The organism is Streptomyces sp. NPDC002324 (assembly GCF_053593335.1).
On sequence record NZ_JBSFCF010000013.1, the window covers coordinates 24,547 to 46,955 of the forward strand.

Genomic DNA, 22,409 nt, shown 5'->3' on the forward strand with positions numbered 1-22,409 from the left:
TGACGGATCCACGGGACGGCGGAACGGCGGGACGTGGCGTGGGCGGTTTCGGCGGCTCCGCGACAGCCGGTGCCGGGGCATGCCGCCGGGCGACGTCGCGGGTGGTGTCGGACGCGACGTCGGACGGCGGGCGCGGTGAGGTGGGGTGAGGTAGGCCGGGTGAGGCCGGGTGCGGTGAGGCCGGGTGCGGTGGGGGCCGTAGGGACGACGGCCGGCGCTGTCGTCAGACGACGTCGCGCGCGGTGAACAGCTTCCGGGCGAGCAGCGCGGCGGCCGTCAGCCAGCCCACGATCACCAGCAGCGCGAGCGGCGTGGAGAGCAGGTCGGGCTTCTGGTCCCGGTAGACGGAACTCTGGGCGATCGTCATCAGGTACTTGCCGGCCTCCGGCACCAGCACCTGCACCGCCGGGTCGACGACCAGGGTCAGCGCGACGACGGTCACCACGGCCCCCACCTGGTGCCGGACGATCCAGCCGACCAGCGCGCCCCAGGGTGCGGCGAGCGTGTTGACGACGAAGACGCCCAGCAGGATCAGCCAGGTCTCGCCGTGCCACGCGGGCTTCGTCCCGTTGGCCGCGAGGGTGCCCCACGCGGAGGCGAGGGACAGCGCGGCGGTGAGCAGCGCGGCGAGGGCGCCCACGGCGGTGGCGGTCAGCACCTTGGCGGTGAGCAGGCGGGTACGGCCGCCGCTCATCAGGACGGAGCGGCCGATGGCGCCCGAGGTGTACTCGCGGGAGACGAAGACCGCGCCGAAGAGGGAGGTGAAGAGGGACATCATGAACCAGGAGCGGACGATGTCGTCGGTGACGGCGGCCCGGCCCATGGTGCCCTCCTCGATGGCCGTCACCCCCTGGGAGGCGTAACCGAGGGCGCCGAGCAGGGACATCAGGACACCGCACCCGGCCAGAATCAGCCAGCCGCGGCCGGTCCAGGCCTTGGTCCATTCGCCGGCGAGCAGGTTACGCATGGTTCTGTCCTCCGACAGCGGATGAGGCGGCGGTCGATGAGACGGTCGATGCGGCCGAAGCGGCCGGGACCGTCGACGGCGAGCCGACCAGGGAGAAGAACCGGTCTTCGAGGCGTTCCCCCTCGCCCGTGCCGACGAGACCTTCGAGCGGGCCGGCGTACCGCAGCGAGCTCTGGATGATCACCACGTCGTCCACGGTCTGCTCCACCTCGGAGAGCAGGTGGCTGGAGACGAGGACGGTCCTGCCCTCGTCGGCCAGGCCGCGCAGCAGGCCGCGCAGCCAGCGGATGCCGTCCGGGTCGAGGCCGTTGGCGGGCTCGTCCAGGACGAGGAGTTCGGGGTCGGGGAGCAGCGCGGTGGCGAGCGCGAGGCGCTGCTTCATGCCGGTCGAGTAGCCCTTGACGGGGCGGGAGGCCGCGTTGCCGTCGGCCAGGCCCACCAGGTCGAGGACCTCCTCGACGCGCTGCCGGGGCAGGCCCAGGGTTCGCGCCCAGATGGTGAGTTCGCGTCGGGCACTGGCGCCGGGCAGCGGCCCCACGGCGTCCATGCTGACGCCCACCCGGCGGGCGGCGTGGGGCAGTTCGGCGTAGGGGCGGCCGAAGACGGCCGCCTCGCCGGAGGTCGGCCGGCACAGGCCGAGCAGCATCCGCAACGAGGTGGTCTTACCGGCTCCGTTGCGGCCGAGGAGGCCGACGATCCGGCCGGGCCGGACCTCGTACGTCAGGTCGTCGACCGCCGTGACCTCGCCGAAGCGCTTGGTCAGGCCGCGCAGGGCGACGACGGGGGCGCCGGCGGTGCTCGACGCGTTCGCGGTGCTCAACGGCGTGCCTTCCGGAGGTTGGCGCCGATCTTGACCAGGCAGCTCAGCATGATTGCACCCAGGCCGGCCATGACGAAGATCTCGACGCCACCCGACAGCTGCGAGGTGGCGACGGCCATGCCGAGCGGGATGAGAGCGCAGGCGAAGGCGAGGTTCTTGTTCTCGGCCGCTGCCTTGTCTCGGCTGTTGGCCATGCTGGACTCCTTGGTCGGACCGGGTGGGACTGGGTGGGGGGAGGGGGTGGAGAACGAAGCGCGGATTCCGCGGTGGCGGCCCGGGGCCCTCTGCGGGCCCGGGACGCCGCCGCGGAAATCCGTATGCGGTTCGGCTACCGCTGCCGGCTGATCGGCCGGGTCAGGCAGACCGCCGGGTCAGGCAGACCGCCGGATCGCCTGCCGATCGGACAGACCTGCCGGATCGGACAGACCTGCCGGATGGGACAGCCTGCCGGATTAGGATCAGGTGGCGATGACCGCGCTGGCGACGGTGCTGATCACGACGCCGGTCTTGAAGCCGCTCCAGAAACCCGGGGCCTCCATGGCCTCCAGCTCCTGCATGCCCAGCTCCAGCGACGCGTCGAAGCCGCTCGGCTCCTGCGTGACGTTGTCCTTCATATCGGTTTCCCTCCCGTTGAGTTGAGACTTGATCGAGTCGAACGAGTCTTGAGTGAATCAGGTGATGATCGAGACGGCGACGCCCGTCGAGACACCGACGGCCGACACGACCGTCGCACCGACGACGACGCCACCGGCGGTCCACCAGCCCGGGGCCTCCATGGCCTCCAGCTCCTGCATGCCCAGCTCCAGGGCGGAGCTGAAGTTGTCGTTCTCGAAGTTCTCCTGCATGGGAACTCCCCCTTTTCTCATGGTGTCGAGAGCCGTTGCTCTCTTTCCGCCCGCTCCCGGGACCGGGAGCGGAAGTCTCAGATGTGCGCGGTGAGCGCGGTCGGCGCGGCGTGCGCGGCGTGCGCGGTCCGTGCCGCGGTCGTGCCGAGCGCCGCGTCCAGGAGGCGGCGTACGTCCTCCGCCCGCAGCCCGCCGAGCATCGGCAGGCCGGCGCCCCAGGCCCGAACGGTCCGCTCGGCCAGGGACCCGATCCGCCCGATCCGCCCCGGGCCTTCGACGGTGAGCCGGCGGCCCACCCGCCAGTCGTCCATCAGGGCGGCGATCCCGTCGGCGGGGTCCTCGGGCAGGGCCCGCCCCCGGTCCGCCGGAGCGGCCTCGCGCAGCCCGGCCCACATCCGTCGCAGCCGTGGCGCGGAGCCCAGCCGGGGCTCCCCGTCGAGCACGGCCCGCCACAGGTGCGGCAGCAGCGCGGCGACGGCGGTCATCTTCCGTACGCCGAGGGCCGACGACATCTCGTTGGCGATGAGCCAGCCCTTGACCGCGTACGGGTCGCGGCCCTGGTGCAGCCACTCGCCGTGCGTGAGCCCGCTGAGCTTCGCGATGTCCAGGCGGAGCGCGTCGCCGGGCTTCTCCTCCCGTACCGCCTCGTAGCCGAGCTGGACGAGCCGCCGGGCGACCGTCTCCGTCAGCCGGTCCTCGGTGCGGCGGTCGTCCCGGTGGTCGCCGGCGTACGGGCTGACCGCCCGGAACAGCGCCTCCAGGACGCCCTCCACGACCAGTTCGCGGGGCAGTGTGGCGGTGGCCGACGGATCGAGCAGTGCCGCCTCCGGCCGCAGTACGCCACCGAGGATCAGCCGCTTGCCCTGCGGGTACGCGAGGCAGGCGACCGCGCTCATCTCGCTGCCGGTGCCGAGGGTCGTCGGTACGGCGAGCAGCGGGACGGTACGGGTGACCTCGCCCGGCAGGCCCATCAGGCCGCCGCGCTGGGGCACGGTGAGCCGGGTGTACGCGACCGGGTTGGCCCGCAGCAGGGCCGCGATCTTCGCCAGGTCGAGCACCGATCCGCCGCCGATGGCGACCACCAGGCCGACTTCGGCCCCTTCGTCCGCCAGGCTCTCGGCGAGCGTGGCGGCCGCGCCGAGATCACCGGGGCCGGCGGCCAGTGGTGTCCGGGCCGTCCGCCAGTGGGCCCGGCCGAGGCGGTCCTGGACCAGGGCCGTGATCCCCGCCGTCGCGACAGCGGTGTCCACGAGGAGGGCGGCCGTGCGGCCCCCTCCGTCGGGGAGCCATGCCGTGAGGGCGTCGGGACCGATCAGCGCCCGGGTCGGTCCGCCCCGGCCGTGGCTCATGCCGCAACCTCCGTCGGTACCGCGGCCGGTATCGGCCCGCGGGTGAAGAGGGCCAGTCCGGCGCGGATGCGGTCCATCAGCTCGGTCAGGTCCGCGTCGGTGTAGGTCAGCGCGGGGAAGAGCTGGATGCCGTGGACGCCGGGGTGCACGATGGCGCCCGCCGTACGGATCGCGGCGACCAGCTCCGGGACGCGGGCCTGCGGCAGCGGTTCCCCGTCCGGGGTGGTCAGCCGCAGTGACCGGAAACAGCCCACACCGGTGGTGCCCGTCACCCAGGGGTGCTCGTCGACCAGCCGGGTCAGCTCCGCGTCCAGCCGGAGTGCCAGGGCCCGGCCGAGGGCGACCGCGTCCAGGCGGCGCATCTCGTCGATGGTGGCCAGGATGGCGGCGCAGGTGACGGGGGTGCCGGCCTGGGTCTCGCCGTGGGTCAGCATGGCGCCCGCCGAGTCGAAGGCCTCCGCGACCGTGTGCGAGGCGATGACGGCGGCGGCCGCGGCCGTACCGTTGGTGAGCCCCTTGGAGGTCACCAGGAGGTCGGGCCGGGCGGGCCAGCGCTGGGAGGCGAAGAAGTCGCCGGTACGGCCGAAGCCGGTGGCCACCTCGTCGGCGACCAGCAGGAAGCCGTACTCCTCGCGCAGCCGCAGCAGCTCGTCGACGTACTCCTCGGTGAGCGGCACCGCCCCCGAGCCGAGCACCGGCTCGACGACGACGGCGGCGACCATCGCGCCCTGACGTTCCAGCAAGGTGCGCATGCCGGCAGGGTCGTTGGGGTCGACGTGGCGGATGAGCCGCTGGTCGACGCCGTACACCTGCTGTCCGAGGTCCTCGCCGGTCAGCGCGAAACTGCCGTACGTCAGACCGTGGTAGCTGCCGCGCAGCCCGACCACGAGTTTGCGGCGGTCCTCGCCGCGCAGGGCGTGGTAGTGGCGGGCGAGCTTCATGACGAGGTCGTTGGCGGCGCCGCCGGAGGTCGAGAAGAGGACCCGGCCGTAGGTGTCGGCGCCGCACAGCTCGACGAGGGCGGCGGCCGCGGCACGGGCGTAGGTGTTCTCGTAGCGGAAGACGCTCAGGTACGAGGCTTCGCGGAGCGCTTCGGCGGCGGCCCGGGCGATGGCCTCGTTGCCGTAGCCGATGTTGGTGTTCCACAACCCGCTGGAGGCGTCCAGGAGTTCGCTGCCGTCGGCGTACCGGACCCGTACCCCGTGCGCGGAGACCGCGCAGAGCGCGTCCGAGCCGTGCAGGGCGGGGGCCAGGAGGGACGGCCACAGCGCGTTCTTGGTGGTGCCGGGACTCATGGGGTGACCTCCGTTTCGAGCAGTACGTCGTGGTGGCGGGAGCCGACGGCCGGCAGGGGGTGCCGGGCGCGGACGGTGAGTCCGGCGGCGGCCAGTTCGGCTTCGAGGAGGGCGGCGGGCAGGACGCCGACGCTGGTCGTGGTGACCTGGACGGGACTGTCGTCGTCCGGGATCAGTGCCGGGAATACGGTGACCGTGCGGGCGCTGTCGCCGACCGCCCAGTGTTCGAACATCCGGTAGGCGCGGCCGGCTTCGGCCTCCACCACCAGTTCGGCTTCGGCGGGCTGGCCGGAGTCGGTGTCCATGCCGACGGTCGACAGGAGGAACCGGCCGCCGGGTGCCAGGTGTCGGCGTACGGCCCGGTAGAGACCGGTCCGGCCGCGCTCGTCGAGGAGCGAGACGGAGGTGGTGCCGAGGACGATCACCGGGAAGGTGCGGTGGAGGGCGAAGTCGCTCATGTCGGCCTCGACGACCGTGCAGCGCTCGCGCAGGGCGGCGGGCGCGGTGGCCAGCCGGTCCTCCAGCAGCCGCAGCATGTACGGGGAGAGGTCGAGGGCGGTGACCCGGCGGCCCAGCGCGAGCAGCGGCATGGTCAGCCGCCCGGAGCCGGCGGCCAGGTCGAGGACGTCGCCGGGCAAGGTCCTGACGAGGCCGGTCAGTTCCCGTACCTCGTGGGTGCTACGGCCGGCCACGTCGTGGTAGACCTGCGCGCCCGCTTCGGCGTAGAGGTCGCCGGTGACGGCGCGGGAGCCGAGCCGGGCGAGCAGTTCCCCGGCCCGTCCCGGGAGGGTCGTCGTGGGGGCGGTCGGTGACGTCGGAGCGGTCGTGGTCGTGAGGGTGGTGGTCATCGTGGTGTCACACTCCGGCCCGGGCGAGGAACCGCTCGATGCGTACGGTGTGGTCCGGATCGGCGTACTGCGCCGCCGCCTCGGCCGAACCGCAGGCCAGCAGCGCCTCGACCGGCGTGGCCGCCGACCGTTCCACGCTGAAGGTGCGGCTGGGGGCGGGGGCGTGCACGTACACGTCCTGGTCGGTCCACAGCAGGAGCGGCGCGTCCGCGTCCCGCAGATCGGCGTCGGCGTCGGCGTCGGTGGCCAGCTCCTCGGTGATCCGTCCGCCGAAGCCGGAGACCCTGAGGGTGCCGTCCACTCCGCGGGCCCGCAGGGAGCGGATCGCGCCGAGGGCGGCCAGGTAGCGCCCGAGCCAGGGCCGGGCGGCCAGCGCGGTACGCCGCAGGTCGTGGTCCACGACCGTCCCCAGACACACCACGCATGTCGCCTCGGTGCCGCTGTTGAGCCGCCGCCACTGCGCGTCGAGGAGGTCGGGTCCGTCGCCCGCCGTTCCGAGGCGGGTACCGCCCGGCGCGGTGGAGACGGCCCCGTCCGCGCCGACGTACAGCCGGTGCCGGGGTCCGGCGGCCGGTGTGCGGACGGCGCCGAGGCCCGGGAGGTCGGCGAGCTGGATGGCGGGATGGGTGAGGAAGTCGGGGAAGGTGCCGTCGTGCAGGGCCCGGTCGGCGTCGGCGAGGAAGACGTCGAAGTCCGTGTCGTCGGCGATCCGGACGAGCGTCGGCCCGGCGACGGACATGTACTCGCTGATGCCGTAGCCCTGGATCTGGAGGTAGAAGCCCGCGCCCGGGGAGAACTCCCCGCCGGCCCCGGCCAGCGACCCTTCGTACCCGACGACGCGGCGGCCGTCGGCCCCGCTCTCCTCACCGGGTCCCTCGGACTCACCGGACCCACCGGACCCACCGGACCCACCGGGCACGAGGACCAGCGTGTCCGCTCCGACGACACCGGAATTCAGGATCGCCGTGAGGTGCTCGCGGTTCTCCAGTACGACGGTTTCCACGCCGGCGTGCGGCAATTCACCGATGCGCGTCCCGGTTTCTGTTCCGGTGCCGGTTCCGATCTCTTTACGGGTTCCGGTTCCGGTTTCTGTTCCGGCTCCAACACTGGACGTACCGGTCCCCCAGCGAATGAGCCGCTCTTTCAGATCAGCCATTTTCTCGTCTTCCCCCACGGTCAGGCGGCCAGGGCGGCCAGAATGCGCTTCGTTTCGTCCAGGGCCGCTTGTGGGCCGTACAGATTGCAGACGCCGGTCAGGTTCAGGACGACCTCGTCCACCCCCGCCGCACCGAACGCGCCGAGTTTCGCGACGAGTTCGTCCGGATCGCCGCTGAGGAACGCCCCGCCGTCGACGAGCGCCTTGGCGTTCGCCGCCGGGTCGTCGCCGGCGACATCCGTGCCGGACCGGCGCAGCATGTCGATGTAGTGGGCGCCCTGGAGATGCGCGGCGTTGCTCGCGAGCGCCAGTTCGGCGGGTTCGCGGTCGGGCCGGGCCAGGGCGAGCGGCACGATGGCGGTGAGCCTTGGGGGCGTACGCCCCGCGCCCCCCTTGCCGTCCGGCGCGTTCGCCGCGCCCTCGCGCATCGCCGGGAGCACGGTGTCCCGCAGGTAGTGCGCCGGAGTCAGCCAGGTCACGGCCACATCGGCGACCTCACCCGCGAGTCGCGCCATACCGGGCCGCAGCACACCGAGCCCGATCTCCACGCCCGGCACCGGGTAGCGGGGCATCTCGGCCCGGCAGTTGAAGTACTCGCCCCGGATGTCGACGCTCTCGCCCGCCAGCAGTCCGCCCACGATCGAGAGGTACTCGCGTGCCGCCGTGAGCGGACTGCGGTACGCCTCGCCGAGCAGCGACCGCTGCAACGGCCGGCCCCCGGGCCCGAATCCGGCGATCACCGGCTGCCCGGTGGCCATCGCCAGCGAGCGAGCCTGCAGAGCGGCTTCGTACGGGTGGCGGAGCGGCATGAGCGTGACGCCGAGTCCGGTCGGCACGCGGAATCCCGCCCCCGCCGCCGCCACGAATCCCTGGTGCGGCTCGATCATCACGGACTGCCCCTGCCAGAGGCGGCTCGCGTTGCTCCAGTGCACCAGTCCGGCGTACGGAAGGATCTGCTCCGGCCGGCGCGGAAGGAAGGGCAGGAGTACGGAATAAGAAGTCATGGCCTGTCCCCCCATTTATCGACGTGATGCGTGGATACCGCTCGGAATTTCCTGCCCTGCGTTCTTTTCTTCGCTTTCCTCTGTCGGCGTTCGTTCGTTCCGACACAGAGAACAATGCCAAACGGGAGCAGCCCATCGGGCGGTTCCGGGGCGCTACTTGCTGCCAGTGACCGTGCAGCTTGTTGCAGGTACTCTCACAGGTGATCAGACGGAGGCACCATGGGGGAATTGTCCGTACTCGGACTCACCGATACGGAAGAGGGCATCTACCGGCACTTTCTACGGAACCCCGGCACGACCGCCGAGGACATCCAGTTGCTGCTGCACGTGCCGTTGGACGACATCGGGAGCGCGCTGGAGCGCCTGACCGAACTCGGCCTGCTGCACGGAACGGAAGGGACCGGCCCCGGAGCGGACGGCGGGCCCGAGGTGATCTCCGCCGCCGATCCCGAGACCGCCGTGGACCGGCTCACGGACCTGCGGCTGCGCGAACTCCACCAGCAGCTCCAGCAGGTCACCCAGTCCCGGCACCTGATAGCCGGCCTGCGCGCCGAGCAGAGCGTGAAGGAACGGCCCGACTCCGGACCGATCGAGCGCCTGGAGGATCTCGGGCAGATCCGGGGCCGGATCGACGACCTGGCGTTCTTCGCCCGCGAGGAGATCCTCTCGGTCGAGCCGTACACCGAGCTGACCCCGGCGAACATCGCGCACGCCCGGCCGCTCGACACCCGCTGTCTGCGGCGGGGCGTACGGATCCGCAACGTCGTCCTGCGCGAGGCCCTGGACCACGCGCCGACCGTCGGCTATCTGCGCGACCTCACCTCCCTCGGCGCGCAGATCCGGGTCGCGGACACCATCGCGGAACGGCTCCTCGTCTACGACCGCCGCACAGCGCTCGTCCCGGTCGACCCGGCCGACACCCGGCGCGGCGCGCTGCTCGCCCGGGAGGCGGGGCTGGTCGCGAACATCCTGGCGCTGTTCGAGAAGATCTGGGACCAGGCCACCGATCTCACCGTGCTCATCGACGAGCGGGCGGGGGCGGAGGGCGGGGGGCTCTCGGAGATGGAGCAGCAGGTCCTGGAAGCGATGTGCCACGTGGGCAAGGACGAGTCGGGGGCGCGCTCGCTGGGGGTGTCGGTGCGGACGTACCGCCGTCACGTCGCCGACGTGCTGCGCATCCTGGGCGCGAGCAGCAGGGCGCACGCGGCGCTCCTCGCGCGGGAGCGCGGCTGGGTGTGAGGCCCGGGAGGACGCCGGGCGCGGTGTCGGCGAAGGGGGCGGCCACCGGTGGCGGTGGCGCCACGACGAAGGGGTGCCCCGGCGACTGATCGCCGGGGCACCCCCTGTACTGCTGGTACTGCTGGTACTGCCGTATGCCGGATCGCTGTCGGCCGTACGGCTACTGCTTCGGCTTCGGAGTCTCGATCTGCCACCCGTTGACGGGCTTGGAGGCGCCGCCGCCCTGCTCGCCGCATAGCGGAAGCCTGATGGGCAGCGGGGTCGCGCAGACCCGCTCGACGATCGGGTCGACGACGGGAGCGACGAAGGAACCACCGACGATCACGGGAGCGGTCACCGGAGCGGTCACCGCCTGCCTTCCCGCCACCATCTGAGCCTGAGCCGGGCCCTGAGCCTGAGCCGGGCCCTGTCCCCCCACCACCGCGAGCGCGAGCGCCGCACCCGCCACCACGGCCGCCTTCTTGAAGCCGGCGAAACCGGTGGCCCCCACGAACCCGGCGAATCCCTTGAACCCCACGACGTACCCCCGTTTGTTGTCCCCCGCGCGTTCCGGGCCGGTCGTGCCCCCGCGGTGACCCCCACTCTGCCAACGGAAAACCGCAGGCGGGACGGCGATTCGTGTCAGCTTGCTGCACACGCTCGCTCAACTTCATGCCACCGCACCTTCAGGGGGCCGGCGGCCGGTCCCAGGGGTCGGGCGTGGGCGGAGGCGGCTGGGCCGTGGTCAGGCGGCGGTAGGCGGCGCGGGCCTGGAGGAGGCGGGCGAGGGCGGTGCCGGTGAGGGCCGCGGTGAGGAGGCAGACCAGCCAGAAGGTGTCGCGCGGGTTGGTCCAGGTCAGGACGCCCGCGGGCGGGATGGCGAACCCGTTGAGGAACAGCCAGCACAGGGCGGCCGTGCCCGGGGCCGCGGTGAAGCGGGCGTACCCGCCGAGGAGCGCGGAGAGCACCGACAGGGCGAGCAGGGCCGGGCCGGGGCGGTCCGTGCCGACCAGCGCGTTGTGCACGGCCACCAAGGCCATCGCGCCCGCGAAGGCCGTGGCCCACACCAACGGGGTCGCCACGGGCTGGGGGACGGGACGGGGGCCGGTCCCCAGGGACACCCACTGGATCATGGGCACGCTCCCGGAGTCCCGGGGGCGTGCGCTCCGGGGGGCGTGGGTCCCGGGTGCGTCGCGGGCCGGCGTCCGGAGGGGACGGATATCCCCTCGGTACAACCCGCGCGAGCTCCCCACGACCTCACGGCCGGCGGCCCGCCGGCCGACGGGATGCCCGGTGCGCGGGGCGGGAGGGGGACCGCCGCATGGGCTGTGGAGGCACCCGTGAGGATCATGGCGGGGGGTCCTTTCGGTCAGCCCCGGTGCCGACACGGGGGCGTCCGGGATTGAAGGGGGATTGTTCCACCGGGAGACCGGTCCCTGAGCCGGCGGCCGGTTTTCGCGGTCTCGTCGCGATTTTCGGGGTCTCGTTAGGGTGGCACCGACGGTTGTCCGATGACATATCCGAATCAGACAGGGGGCCGGCCGTGGGCGCTCCACGACTCAGCAGTACGCCGTTGCCAGGGATCGGGGTCCGCTACGACCTCACGACCAGGGAGCAGCGGCGGATCTCGGTGGTCGCGCACCGGGACGGCGCCCGGACACTGAGCGCGTACCGGCAGGACGATCCGGACGCGTGCGCGCTGTCGGTGCGGCTGTCGTCGGGGGAGGCGACCGCCCTCGTCGACGCGCTGATGCCGGACCACCACAGCCCGAACCTGCTGTCCACCACGGAGCTGGGGCTGGTGGCGGAGCGGATCGAGCTGGCGTCGACGTCCCACTGGAACGGGCGCGTGCTGGGCGACACCCGGATGCGGACCGAGACGGGCGCGTCCATCGTGGCCGTACTGCGCCGGGCCGAGGCGATCCCCTCGCCCACACCGGACTTCCGGCTGGCCGGCGGGGACACGCTCATCGTGATCGGCACCCGCGAGGGTGTGGAGACGGCCGCCGCGATACTCGGGCGGGAGTGAACCGGGCATGCACCTCGCCGCACACCTCCCCGCCCTCGCCCTCCCCGGCCTCCCCGCTCACCCTTTCGCACACCTCGCCGCACAGTCCGAGTCCACCGCGCACTCCTCCGCCGTCTTCCTGGTCGAGTTCGGCGCGATCATCCTCGGCCTGGGGCTGCTGGGACGGTTCGCGGCGCGGTTCCGGTTGTCGCCCATCCCGCTGTATCTGCTGGCCGGGCTGGCCTTCGGGGAGGGCGGCCTGCTACCGCTTGGCACCAGCGAGGAGTTCGTCGCGATCGGCGCCGAGATCGGCGTGATCCTGCTGCTGCTCATGCTCGGCCTGGAGTACACCGCCAGCGACCTCGTCTCCAACCTCAAGACCCAGTACCCCGCCGGACTCGTCGACGCCTGCCTCAACGCCCTCCCCGGCGCCGCCATGGCCCTCCTCCTCGGCTGGGGACCCGTCGCCGCCGTCGTCCTCGCCGGCGTCACCTGGATCTCCTCCTCCGGCGTGATCGCCAAGGTCCTCGGCGACCTCGGACGGCTCGGCAACCGCGAAACCCCCGTCATTCTCAGCATCCTGGTCCTGGAAGACCTCTCCATGGCCGTCTACCTCCCGATCGTCACCGCCCTGCTGGCCGGGGTCGGTCTGGCGGCGGGCAGCGCGACCCTCGCGATCGCGCTCGGCACGGCCGGGCTCGTGCTGCTGGTGGCCGTGCGGTACGGGCGGCACATCTCGCGGTTCGTCTCCAGCGACGACCCCGAGAAGCTGCTGCTCGTCGTGCTCGGGGTGACACTCGTCGTCGCCGGGCTGGCTCAACAGCTGCAGGTGTCGGCGGCGGTGGGCGCGTTCCTGGTGGGCATCGCCCTGTCGGGCGAGGTGGCCGAGGGCGCGCACAGTCTGCTGGCGCCGCTGCGGGACCTGTTCGCGGCCGTGTTCTTCGTCTTCTTCGGCCTGCACACCGACCCCGCCAGCATCCCGCCGGTCCTCCTGCCCGCGCTCGTCCTGGCCGCCGTCACCGCCCTGACGAAGATCGCCACCGGGTACTGGGCCGCGCGGCGGGCCGGTATCTCCGCGAAGGGCCGCTGGCGGGCGGGCGGCACGCTGGTCGCGCGCGGCGAGTTCTCCATCGTCATCGCCGGCCTCGCCGTCACCGCCGGCATCGAACCCTCCCTCGGCCCCCTGGCCACCGCCTACGTCCTCATCCTGGTCATCGTCGGCCCGCTGGCCGCGCGCTGGACCGAGCCGATGGCCATGTGGCTCACCGGCCGCCTGCGCGGGGCCCCGGCTACCGGCGCGGGGGCCGGCGGAGGGGAAGCGGACGGTACGCCCCCGGCCTCGGCTTCGGCCCCGGCCCCGGCTTCGGCCCCGGCCCCGGCTTCGGCCCCGGCTTCGGCTGAAGCGCACGAGGCGTTGGACGACGAACGGGACACCGCCGACCGGACCTGAGGGCCGAGGGCAACGGCAGCCGCCCCTCGCCCTCCTCCTCCTCGCCCCTCCTTGCCCTAACCCTCCTCCCCCGCCCCCTCCTCCGCGTCGAAACTGGCGAAGTACGCGGCCGCCATGTCCTCGTCGGCATGGCCCTGGGCGGCGGCGCGGGTGAGGCGGGCGGCGCCGGCGGCGGCGATGTCGAGGCGTACGCCGTGTCGCCGGCCGGCCTCGACGATCAGACGGGCGTCCTTCGCGGCGGTCGAGACGGCGAAGGAGGCCGGGGAGAGGCGGTCGTCGAGGATGAGCGCGGACTTGGCGTGCAGATAGCCCATGTCGAGCGGGCCGCCCTCGATGATCTCGAAGAAGGACCGCGGGTCGACACCGAGCGCCTGGGACAGGGCCAGCACCTCACCGGCCGCGTTGGTCGCGGCGAGCACCCAGCTGTTGGCCACCAGCTTGAGCCGGGTCGCGGTGCCCGCCGCGCCGTCCTCGCCGGTCCAGACGGTACGGGCGCCGACGGCGTCGAAGACGGGGGTCACCGTCCCCCGCCCCTCGACCGGGCCCGCGGCCAGCACCGTCAACTGCCCCGCCTCCGCGGGCTGCCGGGTGCCGAGCACCGGGGCGTCGTAGAAGACCAGCCCGTGCTCACCGGCCAGCGCGGCCAGTTCGGCGACGCCCTCCACACCGGCGGTGGTGGACTGGACCCAGGCCGTGCCGGGGCTCAGCGCGGGCGCCGCCTCACGCATCACGTCCCGGGCCGCTGCCCCGTCGTACAGGATCGTGAGCACCACGTCCGCCCCGCGCACGGCCTCGGCCGGGCTGTCGGCGATCCGCGCGCCGTCGGCGGCGAGCGGCTCGGCCTTCTCCCGGGTGCGGTTCCAGGCCCGTACGGCGTGGCCGGCACGGACGAGGTTGCGGGCCATCGCGGCGCCCATGATGCCGGTACCCAGGACGCCTACGGTGAGCTTGTCGGTCATGAGGTCAACTTCCTGCCGCGTACAGTGCGTTGCAGTGTCGCAGTCCGGGGCGGGCCGGGGTGCGGTACGACACCGGGCGAACGGACCCTCTCTACGGGCCGGCCGCCCGGCGCGGTCCTCGTCCGATCAGGACACTTCTCGGCCGGACCGCATGCGCGCGCGGCGCCGGGGGAAGACCGGGCCTACGACCGGCGTCGAAGGGCGAGCCAGCGATGAGCACCGACACGAACACGTCCTCAGGGGTACCGGAGGGCGGCCTCGACGTGCGCCCCGCCTCCGGGCACATCGGCGCCGACATCCACGGCGTGGACCTCGCCGGCCCGCTCGACGACGCGACGGTCGCCGGTGTCCGAGCCGCGCTGCTGCGCTGGAAGGTCGTCTTCTTCCGGGGGCAGCGACTGGACCACGCCGGCCAGATCGCGTTCGCGCGCCGCTTCGGGGAGCCGATCCGACCGCGTGCGAGGGGCTCGGTCTCCCCGGCCGCGCACCCCGAGATCGAGACGACGGCCGACCGTCAGGAGCTGGGCCGCAAGCACGGCATGGACCAGGCCGAATGGCTGGAGCGCCGCCGTCACTCCACCCTCCGCGGCTGGCACGCCGACCACACCGCGCGCATCGACCCGCCCGCCCTGACCCTGCTCCGCGCCGAACGCGTCCCCCCGTACGGCGGGGACACCACCTGGGCCAACCTCGCCACCGCCTACGCGGGCCTGTCGGAGCCGGTGCGGCGGTTCGCCGACGGGCTGCGCGCCGAACACCGGCTGGGCGTCGGCTATCTCGCCCGTTCGGGCCCCGACCCCTACCTCCGCCATCTCCAGGACCACCAGGTCGCGTCCGTGCACCCGGTCGTCCGCGTGCACCCCGAGACCGGCGAACGGGTCCTGTACGTCAACCCGTACTACGTCGAGAACATCGTCGACGTCACCCGGGCCGAGAGCCGGCTCCTGCTGGAGATGTTCGTCGAGCAGATCACGCGCCCCGAGTACACGGTCCGCTTCCGCTGGGAGCCGGGTTCCGTGGCCCTCTGGGACAACCGGGCCACCGTCCACCTCGCCCCGAGCGACGCCGCCCACCTGGACTTCCCGCGCATCATGCACCGCGTGATGATCGCCGGTGACCGGCCCGTCGGCGTCGACGGCACCCCGTCGAAGTCGCTCTGCGGCGCACCGCTGCACGAGCGGAACGAATAGCGGAACGAATAGCGAAACACCTGGCGGAACGCCTGGCGGCACCGGCACACGGCGAGCAAGCGGCACAACCGGCGCGCCGCGCAAGGCGGGTGGCGGGTGGCGCGCCGCGCCGGGCGGGTGCGCCAGGACGTCGATCGCGGGTACCCGGCGCCCCATGGGTGACGTACTCGTCGGGACCTGCTCGTGGACGGACCGGGCGCTGCTGGCCAGCGGCTGGTACCCGCGCGGACATCGCGACGCCGGGCCCGGCGACTCCGCTACTACGCCGAGCGGTTCCCGGTCGTCGAGGTGGACTCCAGCTACTACGCCCTGCCCAGCCGCCGCAACAGCCTCCTCTGGGCCGAGCGGACACCCCCCGGATTCCGCTTCGACATCAAGGCGTTCTCCCTCCTCACCTGCCACCCGACCCGCCCGGCGGCCCTCCCCGAGGACCTCCGGGAGTCACTCGGGCGGGAGCCGCGCCGCAGGACGACCCCCGCCGTACTGGACCGGGTGTGGGAGCGGTTCGCCGACGCCGTCGAGCCGTTGCGGGAGGCCGGGCGGCTGGGCGCGGTGCTGTTCCAGTTCCCGCCGTGGTTCGCGCCGGGGGAGCGGGCGCGGGAGACGCTGGAGGAGTGCGCGGGGCGTACGGCAGGCTGGCCCGTCTCGGTCGAGTTCCGGCACCCCGAGTGGTGGCGGGGCGAACAGGCCGACCGCACCGCGGCGTCGCTGTCGCGGCTCGGCCTGGTCGCCGTGGGCGTCGACATGGCCCAGGACCTGGAGACCTCCCTGCCGCCGCTCGTCCCCGTCACCTCGCCCGAGCTGGCCGTCGTACGGTTCCACGGCCGCAGCCCCGACTGGGGCACCGGAAGCAAGGAGGACCGTTTCCGGTACGTCTACTCCCCGTCCGAACTCGCCGCGTGGGCACCCCGGTTGCGGTCGGCCGCCGAACAGGTGGACGAACTGCACGTCCTCTTCAACAACTGCTGCGCCGACGCGGCCGTACGGGCGGCGGAGACGATGCGGCGGCTCCTCGACGAACACGACGAACACGACCACGGCGAGCACGGCGGGCACGGCGGGCACGGCGGGCACGGCGGGCACGACAACCACGGCGGGCACGGCGAAGGGTGAGCCCCGCCGACAGGCCCCGTCCCGTCCCGCCCCGGTCCGGCCCTGCTAGCTCACCCGTACCGGCTTCTCCACGGTGACCTGGTCGATCTCCGTCGTACGGACCGTGAGCCTCATCGTCCACTTGCCGGGCAGGGGGAGCCGCAGCTCGTCGGTGACCCAGTAGCCGCCGCGGTCGGTGAGCTTCGCGTCGATCGGGCCGATCTTCTGGGCCTTGAGGGTGAAGGTGAGCCGCAGTTCGGGAACGGTGGCGATACCCCCGTCGGGGCCGAAGACCACGGCCTGCACGGAGTTCTTGCCGACGCGCCCGGGGCCGAGGTCGATCTGGACCTTGCCGTGCCCGTTCGGGGTGCCGACGTCGAAGGGGATCGTCGTCGAGGACGCCGTGACCCCACCGGCCGCCTCGCTCGCGCTCTCCTCGGCGATCTCCGCCGCCGCCCGGCCCGGGAGGGTGCCCGTCAGCACGGTGGTGATCACCAGGACGACGACCGCGACGGTGAACTCCGCGAGCACCGACTGCCGAAGGCGCCGACGCGGCGGATCGGCCGCCAAGGGGTCCTCGGCCGACGAGCCTTCGCGGTCGCCTCGGCCTCCGTCGCCCCGGCCACCCTCGCGCCGGTCGTCGTCGGCTCCCTGGTCAGGAGAGGGCGCGTCGGCGGACGACACGGCGGCGGGGGCCACAGCGGACGCCCCCTCGCCCGCCCGCCCGGACACCCGCGCCGCCACCGCCACGGCCGCCCGCTCGGTGACCCCGGCCCGATCGTGAGCGACGGCCGTCACCGACCCGGCGGCGGACTCGTCCGACTCGGCCTCCCGCCCGGACGCGACAGCCTCCACCGCCGCAGCCGCCGCCGAAGACTCCCCCGCCTCCCCCAGCCGCCCCGTCCAACGCCGTGAGAACGCCGCCGCCACCAGCAGGAGCAGCACGGCGACCAGCTTGGCGACCAGGACCTCCCCGTACGCCGTGGAGGTGAACGCGGACCAGGAGCCGAGGCCGCGCCAGGACTGGTAGACGCCGGTGACGACGAGGACGATCACCGAGACGAAGGCCAGCCGGGAGAAACGGCTGACCACGGCGGCCGACAGGGTCTCCGGCGCCCGGTACAGCACGGTGAGCAGCGCGGTCAGCCCGCCCAGCCAGACGGCCATGGCCAGCAGATGCAGCACCGAGGAGGTCATCGCGACCGGCACCTGGATACCGGCGGAGGCGTGTTCGGCGGCCGCCCAGGTCCCGGCGAGACCCACCGAGAGCAGCGCACCGCCGACGAGCGCGCCCTTCCCCCACGCGTCGCCCCGCCGGCGTACGCGTACGAGGACGAGGGCCGCCACCGCGAGCAGCGCCAGCCGGGCCAGCAGCGCGAGTCCCGGCCGGCTCACCAGCGTCTCGCGCAGCACGGACAGGTCGAGGGCGGCCCCGATGCCGGTGCCCCGCTCGTACGGCCCGCGCAGCAGCAGCAGGACGGCCGAGGCGAGCAGCAGTGCCAGCCAGCCGGCCAGGAGCAGCTTGCGCAGCGACTCGGCCGGGCCCCCGAGCACGACCGCCAGGAAGAACGTCACGCCGATGACCAGGGCGAGGGCGCCGTACGCGAAGTAGCGGGTGATGTCGTAGAGGGAGGAGGTGAGCGGGTCCTCGGTGAGGTCGGCGGGGAGGACCGCGGCGGTCGCGGAGGGTTCGCCGATCGAGAAGAGCAGGGCACCCGAGATGGGGTGGCTGTCGGCCGAGACGACCCGCCAGGCGATCGTGTACGTGCCGTCGGCGAGGCCGCCGGGCAGGGTGACACCGGCCGTGTCGGACCGGCCGCCCGCGCGCCCCGGCTTGCCCGTGTCGACCGCCCGGTTCTCCGGGTCGACGACGCGGATGGAGTCCTCCAGGAGGCTCACCGACTCGGTGAAGCGGAGGGTGATGTCCTTGGGGGCGACGTCGAGGACGCTGCCGTCGACGGGGTCGCTGCTCTTGAGGGCGGCGTGCGCGGAGGCGGTACCCGCTCCTGCCAGGAGGCACAGGATCAGCACGGTGCCCAGCAGCACCAGGCGCCGGATCCCACGGCCCCGGCCGCTCCGGTCTCCGGCCCGGCCCCGGTGTCCACCGAGGCCGCCGGTTCCGCCCGGCCGCCTCGCGCCCCGGTCCCCACCCCTGCCGCTGTTACCGACCCCGCCCTCGACGCGGCCGCTGTCGCCGCCCCTGTCCTCGACTGGGTCGCTGTACCTGCGTCGGTCCACGTAGTGCTCCGGATCCACGGTCGCCGGCTCTCGGACTCCTCGAACACGTACGGACGCCGCGAACGCCGCGTTCAACGCGATCCGCACCGGTCCGCCCCGCCCCCGGGCAACCCGAACCTACGCCCGCCCCAGCTCCCCGATCTCGGCGGCCCGGTCCGGGTACAGCAGCGCCAGTTCCGCCGCGTCGCCGTGCTCGTATCCCCCGAAGGTGAACCCCGGCGCCATCGTGCACCCGAACAGCGTCCAGCCGCGGCCGTCTCCGGCGCCCGGGACCCTCGCCCCCATCCAGGTCCCCGCGGGCACGACGTACTGCACGTGCTGCCCGTCGAGCACCCGCGGTCCGAGGACGACGACCCGCGAGGACCCGTCCGGGGCGAGCAGCAGCATCCGGAGCGGGTCGCCGAGGTGGTAGTGCCAGATCTCGTCGCCGGGCAGCCGGTGCAGCGCGGAGTAGTCGCCGGGCTCGGTGGTGAGCAGGGCGACGATCGCGGTCCCCTCCGGCCGCCCGTCGTCCCGTTCGGGCCCCGCCCAGGTCTGCCGGAAACGGCCGCCCTCACGCGGGATGGGCTCCAACGCGTAGTGCGCGATGAGGTCTTCGGGAGTCATCCGCCCGAGGCTACGCCCGCCCCACGCCCGCCACCACCGCGTCCGTCACCCCTCCGTCCGACACCACCGTGTCCGTCACCCCTCCGTCCGACACCACCGCATCCGTCACCCCTCCGTCCGACACCACCGTGTCCGTCACCCCTCCGTCCGACACCACCGTGTCCGTCACCCCTCCGTCCGACACCACCGCATCCGTCCACCACCGCGTCCGGCACCACGCCCGCCACCCGGCCCACCGGCCCACCGGCCCACCGGCCGACGCCACCGCCCGGGCCTACCGACCCACCAGCCGACGCCACCGCCCGGGCCTACCGGCCGAGCAGGCTCTCCCTGCGCAGGAACGCCAGCCGGGCCCGCTTCTCGGGCAGATACACCTCCGGCAGATCGACCTCCGGCAGGACGACGACCGGCCCGCGCTCGAACCCCTGACGGGTGAACCGCGCGATGGCCCGCTCGTTCCGCTCGTCCGGATCGACGACGATCCGTGGCCGGTCCAGCCCGACCAGCACGTACGAGGCGAAGACCGCCAGCACCGAGGACGACCACCCCGGCCGCCCTCCGCCCTCCCCGGCGGGCGCCAGCAGCACATGGACGCCGATGTCACCGGGCTCGACCTCGTAGGCCTCGCCGACCCGGTCCGCCTCCGGCTCGTAGGTCTGCAGCAGTCCGACCGGCTCGCCGTCGTGCACCGCGAGGTAGGCGTGGTGGGTGTCGTAGGCCGCCAGGCCCTCGTACACCTCCCGGACCTGCTCCTCGGTGAGCCCGTTCATGCCCCAGAACCCGGCCCTCGGCTCACTCACCCAGCCGTGGACCACCCCCGCATCGGCCTTCGCGTCCAACGGCAGGATCCGCACGGTCCCGAACCCGTCGGCCACCTGCTCGTGAACGGCCACCCGGTCGCCGTACGACTCGACGCTCATCGCGCTTCTCCTCGCTGTCCTGTTCGCTGTTCGTCGCCGTTCCTCGCCCCACCCGGTGCGGGGTCGTCCCCGTCCTCCCGGGTGAGGCGGTGTCCTCCCGGGTGAGGCGGTCCCAGTCGGTGACGACCGGGACGAGGTCTCCCCCGAGCCACAGGGGGAGCTGATCGCGGTGATGGGCCGAGCCGCTCACGCCGGACGCCCCGAACGGCACCACCCAGAGGCTGTCCTCGCGCCGCGCCAGGTCCCAGACGTAACGGGCGGCCGGGCCGCGCGCGCTGAGGTCGGTGACGCCGGGGACGGCTGAGGTGCACAGGACGCAGTCGTGGTCACCGGCGAGCCGCGGCTCGTCGGGCGCGTTCGGGCCGTCGTCCGGGCCGTCGTCCGGGAGCGCGCGCCACGGCACGAGCCGGTGGCTGTCGCCCCAGGGGCGGAACCCGGCACCCGCGGCCTCCTCCAGCGCCTCGCGCACGAGCGCGGCCCGGTCGATCCCGTACAACTCCTCCGCCCTGAGCAGATGTTCGAGCGCGAACCCGATCCGCGCGGTGAGCGAGAGCCACGGCCGGAAGACCTCGGGGTACGCCGGCGGCACCGCCAGCGCCGCGAACGCGGGCTCCGCCGCGAGCCGCCGTACGACCGCCCCGCGCAGCGCCGCGTACGCCGCCGCGTCGACGCTGTCGGCCTCCATCCGCCGGTCCCAGCGCAGGAGCCGGTCACGGAGCGCGGCCGCGGCCGGGCTGATCCCCGCGGCCGGCCCGGACCCGCCCTCGCGTCCGCCCTCGGTACCCGGCGTGCCGGGGGCGGTCTCGGCGAGGGCGGCCAGGTGGTCCAACAGGGGCCCGGCGGAGGAGAGATGGGTGTCCATGTGCAGGGCGGGCATCTCCACGGCGGACCACACCCGCCTCTCGTCCAGCAGCGCGCGGATGCGTTCGGCCCGGTGCGGCGGCGCGAACTCCACGCCCAACGGGGTCGCCGGGCCACGCTGGTTGGCCATCACCGCGACGCCGTCCTCGAACCCGCCGTACGGCATCTCGTGCCACCCCTGCCACTCGTGCCCCGGCTCCCAGGCCGCGACGACGCGGGTCCGATTGTCTTGGCCGCGCACCGGCACCCGCCCCGCCACCCGGTGCAGCACCCCGCCCCGCGTGTCCGCCACCAGCACGACGTTCACCGGCTCGGCCCACGCGTCGAACGCCCGGTCCACCTCGGCGACCTCCCGCGCCCGGAGGAGGGGGAGCAGCGCGCTCAGCCCGAGGTCCCCGGTGACGCGGGGCGGACAACGGAGGCTGAGGGGACCGACCGGACCGGGTTCACCCGTGTCCGGTCCCCCGACGACGACCGGCCCCCGGGCGGTCTCGATCACCTCCACCTCCACCGGCTCCCCGCCCGCGACCTCGATGACCTCCACATGCCGGTGCGCGGCCCGCCACACCCCGTCGGGATCGAGTGCCTCCACGCCGCCGTCCGTGGGCCGCAGCCGCTCGCGGTACAGGTCCTGGTAGTCGGCCATGGCGTTGGTGATGGCCCAGGCCACGTCGCCGGTGTGGCCGAAGTGCGCGATGCCGGGCATACCGGGGACGGCGAGGCCGACGACGTCGAACTCGGGGCAGGAGAGGTGGATCTGCTGATAGACACCGGGTGCCTCGATGAACCGGTGCGGATCACCGGCGATGACGGCCTGTCCGGTGGCCGTACGGGAGCCGTCGACGAGCCACCCGTTGCTGCCGGCGGTGGCCGGCCCGTCCGTGGCGAACAGCCCGACCGCGTCGGCACCGAGATGCCGTACGGCCTCCTCCCGCCAGAGCTTGGCGGGGAACCCGGCGAACAGGATGTGCGTGGCGAGCCACACACCGAGCGGATGCCAGACCTCCCAGCGCCCGGCCACGAGCCCGGCGCGCTCGAACTCGGGCGCGCGCCGCCCGCCCTCGGCCAGCCCGTCGTTCACGCCCTCGACGTACGCACGGACCCAGTCGGCGGTCTCCGGGTCCGTTCTCTCCAGCCGGTCGAAGCATCTTCGCGCCGTGTCCGCCAGGCGGGCCCGCCGCGCGAACCGGTCCCAGCCGAGGGCGTCCACGCCCAGGAAGGCGGCGGTGGTGCCCTGGACCCGGTGGCGTTCGACCTCCAGTTGCCAGGCGCGGTCGAGGGCGGTGACCCGGCCCTGGGCGTGGGCGAGAGCGCGGGCGTCGGCGGCGCGGAGGTGGGGGATGCCCCAGGCGTCGCGGTACGTCCCGTACGCCTGTGGCCCCTCTGGCCCCTCTGGCCCCTCTGGCTTCTGTGGTCCCTGTGGCTTCTGTGGTCCCTGTGGTCCTCGCGCCCCGTGCGATCCCTGTGAGCCATGGCTCGAAATCTCCCCTCGGACCTGCTCCCGCCCGCCGATGTCCCGCATTCCCGTCCCCACTCCACTCGCAATTTAGGTTAGCCTCACCTAAACAATCAGTGATCAAAGC

The 22,409-nt window shown here is 73.4% G+C and carries 22 protein-coding genes and 1 pseudogene; 5 read left to right on the forward strand and 18 right to left on the reverse strand.

The window, feature by feature from the left end; all coding sequences use genetic code 11:
* Window positions 1-223: 223 nt before the first annotated feature.
* The 10 genes from ACWCRJ_RS18925 to ACWCRJ_RS18970 form a co-directional block, all read right to left on the reverse strand.
* Window positions 224-967, reverse strand: a complete 744-nt coding sequence (locus tag ACWCRJ_RS18925; RefSeq protein WP_450940331.1) for an ABC transporter permease — start codon at window positions 965-967, stop codon at window positions 224-226.
* The gene (locus ACWCRJ_RS18930) at window positions 960-1,787 is read right to left on the reverse strand and encodes an ABC transporter ATP-binding protein (RefSeq protein ID WP_450940332.1); all 828 of its coding nucleotides are present in this window, start codon (window positions 1,785-1,787) and stop codon (window positions 960-962) included. Before ACWCRJ_RS18930 ends, ACWCRJ_RS18925 begins: the two co-directional genes overlap by 8 nt.
* Window positions 1,784-1,981, reverse strand: a complete 198-nt coding sequence (locus ACWCRJ_RS18935) for a hypothetical protein (protein WP_450940333.1) — start codon at window positions 1,979-1,981, stop codon at window positions 1,784-1,786. Before ACWCRJ_RS18935 ends, ACWCRJ_RS18930 begins: the two co-directional genes overlap by 4 nt.
* A gap of 264 nt (window positions 1,982-2,245) precedes the next feature.
* A complete protein-coding gene (locus tag ACWCRJ_RS18940; RefSeq protein ID WP_450940334.1) occupies window positions 2,246-2,401 on the reverse strand; it encodes a daptide-type RiPP in 156 nt (51 codons plus the stop codon).
* Between the two features lie 57 nt (window positions 2,402-2,458).
* Entirely contained in the window at window positions 2,459-2,632 is a 174-nt protein-coding gene (locus ACWCRJ_RS18945) for a daptide-type RiPP (protein WP_005482724.1), read from the reverse strand.
* 77 nt (window positions 2,633-2,709) lie between these two features.
* Window positions 2,710-3,981: a daptide-type RiPP biosynthesis dehydogenase gene (mpaC, locus tag ACWCRJ_RS18950; RefSeq protein ID WP_450940335.1), complete on the reverse strand. Its 1,272-nt coding sequence runs from the start codon at window positions 3,979-3,981 to the stop codon at window positions 2,710-2,712.
* Window positions 3,978-5,276, reverse strand: coding sequence for a daptide-type RiPP biosynthesis aminotransferase (mpaD, locus tag ACWCRJ_RS18955; RefSeq protein ID WP_450940336.1), 1,299 nt, complete (start codon window positions 5,274-5,276; stop codon window positions 3,978-3,980). The genes mpaC and mpaD overlap by 4 nt, the downstream gene beginning before the upstream one ends.
* On the reverse strand, window positions 5,273-6,124 hold the full coding sequence (mpaM, locus tag ACWCRJ_RS18960) for a daptide-type RiPP biosynthesis methyltransferase (protein ID WP_450940337.1): 852 nt from the start codon (window positions 6,122-6,124) through the stop codon (window positions 5,273-5,275). Before mpaM ends, mpaD begins: the two co-directional genes overlap by 4 nt.
* 7 nt (window positions 6,125-6,131) lie before the next feature.
* Window positions 6,132-7,280, reverse strand: a complete 1,149-nt coding sequence (gene mpaB / locus ACWCRJ_RS18965) for a daptide biosynthesis RiPP recognition protein (protein WP_450940338.1) — start codon at window positions 7,278-7,280, stop codon at window positions 6,132-6,134.
* 20 nt (window positions 7,281-7,300) lie between these two features.
* Entirely contained in the window at window positions 7,301-8,284 is a 984-nt protein-coding gene (locus tag ACWCRJ_RS18970; RefSeq protein WP_450940339.1) for an LLM class flavin-dependent oxidoreductase, read from the reverse strand.
* Between the two features lie 219 nt (window positions 8,285-8,503).
* On the opposite strand from ACWCRJ_RS18970, the gene ACWCRJ_RS18975 reads away from it, so the two are divergent.
* A complete protein-coding gene (locus ACWCRJ_RS18975) occupies window positions 8,504-9,523 on the forward strand; it encodes a helix-turn-helix domain-containing protein (RefSeq protein WP_450940340.1) in 1,020 nt (339 codons plus the stop codon).
* Window positions 9,524-9,683: 160 nt separating this feature from the next.
* On the opposite strand, the gene ACWCRJ_RS18980 is transcribed toward ACWCRJ_RS18975, so the two are convergent.
* Window positions 9,684-10,040 (reverse strand): hypothetical protein, encoded by a 357-nt coding sequence (locus tag ACWCRJ_RS18980; RefSeq protein WP_450940341.1) that lies wholly within the window; start codon window positions 10,038-10,040, stop codon window positions 9,684-9,686.
* A gap of 148 nt (window positions 10,041-10,188) precedes the next feature.
* On the reverse strand, window positions 10,189-10,635 hold the full coding sequence (locus ACWCRJ_RS18985) for a hypothetical protein (protein WP_450940342.1): 447 nt from the start codon (window positions 10,633-10,635) through the stop codon (window positions 10,189-10,191).
* Window positions 10,636-11,045: 410 nt separating this feature from the next.
* Here ACWCRJ_RS18985 and ACWCRJ_RS18990 point away from each other — a divergent pair, with 410 nt between their 5' ends.
* Together ACWCRJ_RS18990 and ACWCRJ_RS18995 are read left to right on the forward strand one after the other, a co-directional pair.
* A complete protein-coding gene (locus ACWCRJ_RS18990) occupies window positions 11,046-11,531 on the forward strand; it encodes a cation:proton antiporter regulatory subunit (RefSeq protein ID WP_450940343.1) in 486 nt (161 codons plus the stop codon).
* Between the two features lie 7 nt (window positions 11,532-11,538).
* Complete coding sequence (locus ACWCRJ_RS18995) at window positions 11,539-12,960, forward strand: cation:proton antiporter (RefSeq protein ID WP_450940344.1); 1,422 nt, start codon at window positions 11,539-11,541, stop codon at window positions 12,958-12,960.
* Window positions 12,961-13,016: 56 nt separating this feature from the next.
* On the opposite strand, the gene ACWCRJ_RS19000 is transcribed toward ACWCRJ_RS18995, so the two are convergent.
* Window positions 13,017-13,919: an NAD(P)-dependent oxidoreductase gene (locus ACWCRJ_RS19000; RefSeq protein WP_450940345.1), complete on the reverse strand. Its 903-nt coding sequence runs from the start codon at window positions 13,917-13,919 to the stop codon at window positions 13,017-13,019.
* 212 nt (window positions 13,920-14,131) lie between these two features.
* Between ACWCRJ_RS19000 and ACWCRJ_RS19005 the strand changes: the two genes are divergently transcribed.
* Window positions 14,132-15,109: a TauD/TfdA dioxygenase family protein gene (locus ACWCRJ_RS19005; RefSeq protein WP_450940346.1), complete on the forward strand. Its 978-nt coding sequence runs from the start codon at window positions 14,132-14,134 to the stop codon at window positions 15,107-15,109.
* A gap of 154 nt (window positions 15,110-15,263) precedes the next feature.
* Window positions 15,264-16,222, forward strand: a pseudogene (locus tag ACWCRJ_RS19010) (DUF72 domain-containing protein).
* 45 nt (window positions 16,223-16,267) lie between these two features.
* Here ACWCRJ_RS19010 and ACWCRJ_RS19015 read toward each other — a convergent pair.
* The 5 genes from ACWCRJ_RS19015 to ACWCRJ_RS19035 form a co-directional block, all read right to left on the reverse strand.
* The gene (locus ACWCRJ_RS19015) at window positions 16,268-18,439 is read right to left on the reverse strand and encodes a copper resistance CopC/CopD family protein (protein ID WP_450940347.1); all 2,172 of its coding nucleotides are present in this window, start codon (window positions 18,437-18,439) and stop codon (window positions 16,268-16,270) included.
* Between the two features lie 117 nt (window positions 18,440-18,556).
* Window positions 18,557-19,045, reverse strand: a complete 489-nt coding sequence (locus ACWCRJ_RS19020) for a cupin domain-containing protein (protein WP_450940348.1) — start codon at window positions 19,043-19,045, stop codon at window positions 18,557-18,559.
* A gap of 10 nt (window positions 19,046-19,055) precedes the next feature.
* Window positions 19,056-19,214 (reverse strand): hypothetical protein, encoded by a 159-nt coding sequence (locus ACWCRJ_RS19025; protein ID WP_450940349.1) that lies wholly within the window; start codon window positions 19,212-19,214, stop codon window positions 19,056-19,058.
* Between the two features lie 139 nt (window positions 19,215-19,353).
* Window positions 19,354-19,938 (reverse strand): GNAT family N-acetyltransferase, encoded by a 585-nt coding sequence (locus tag ACWCRJ_RS19030; protein WP_450940448.1) that lies wholly within the window; start codon window positions 19,936-19,938, stop codon window positions 19,354-19,356.
* A complete protein-coding gene (locus ACWCRJ_RS19035) occupies window positions 19,838-22,348 on the reverse strand; it encodes a penicillin acylase family protein (protein WP_450940350.1) in 2,511 nt (836 codons plus the stop codon). Before ACWCRJ_RS19035 ends, ACWCRJ_RS19030 begins: the two co-directional genes overlap by 101 nt.
* Between the last annotated feature and the right edge of the window lie 61 nt (window positions 22,349-22,409).